This is a genomic window from Paenibacillus sp. A3 (assembly GCF_001399685.1).
In the GTDB taxonomy this organism is placed as follows: domain Bacteria; phylum Bacillota; class Bacilli; order Paenibacillales; family NBRC-103111; genus Paenibacillus_G.
Map to the genome: position 1 here is coordinate 1 of NZ_JTHN01000424.1, position 875 is coordinate 875.

Here is an 875-nt window from a genome sequence, read left to right on the forward strand (position 1 = left end):
TTTTTTTGCAGAGCTCTGCGCCCGAGGTTTACCCGACCCATCTGACGCAATTCGGCAGCGGCATCTGCATCTCGTGCATCCGCATCGTGACGAACATGTGTTTGCGAGTCGCTATCGAAAAAGGAATTCCGATGGTGATGCTGGGCAACAGCCCGGGGCAACTGATCCAATCCGAGAACGAAATTATATTTCAGGACAACAAAATTCCGTACGAGCTGCGGAGAAATTTGTTCAAGCCGCTCGCGGAGCGCGTAGGGGACGAGGTGTATACGTACCTCATGCTGGATAAGGACGAGTACAGAACGACCCCGTTTCCTTATACGATCAACGCCTTTCCGATCATTGGGTATCAGGAGGACGAAATTTACCGTACGATCCGGGAGCTGGGATGGACCAAGCCGGAGGACGTGGATCCGAATTCGACGAATTGTCGGTTGAATTCGCTGGGGATCGTGAAGCACAAGCAGGTTCACCGTTTTCATCCGTACGATTTTGAAATGAGCTTGCTGGTGCGGCAGGGCATCATTACTCGGGAAGAGGCGCTGAAGCGCGTCGAGGACCCGGAGGAAAAAGCGCTGCGGCTCGCCGAGCAGGTGGAGGAGCAATTGCTGAGCTAAGCGTGGCCAATTCACGTTATGGGGCGGAGGCTGCATATGGCTACTCATGAGAAAATTTCCGAGCTGCTGGACGCCAATCCGGATATTTTGCGATTGCTCGTCGACAGCGAGACGTTATCCGACGCCCGCAGCCGGATGTTCGGCTACTTGAATCAATGCGAGGAAAAGGTGCGGCGAGCCGACTGCCCGCTGCATCCGCTGGAGAAGAAAAATACCCGGGACTGCATCACGGTATTCAAAAGCATCATTTCGGAAAGC

The 875-nt window shown here is 54.1% G+C and carries 1 protein-coding gene and 1 pseudogene; both read left to right on the plus strand.

Annotated features, from left to right (window positions below):
* A pseudogene (locus tag QJ48_RS37905) lies at positions 1 to 617 on the plus strand (hypothetical protein); the annotation flags it as partial.
* Between the two features lie 36 nt (positions 618 to 653).
* The coding region (locus QJ48_RS35140; RefSeq protein ID WP_202813860.1) for a hypothetical protein at positions 654 to 875 on the plus strand (222 nt) is incomplete at its 3' end.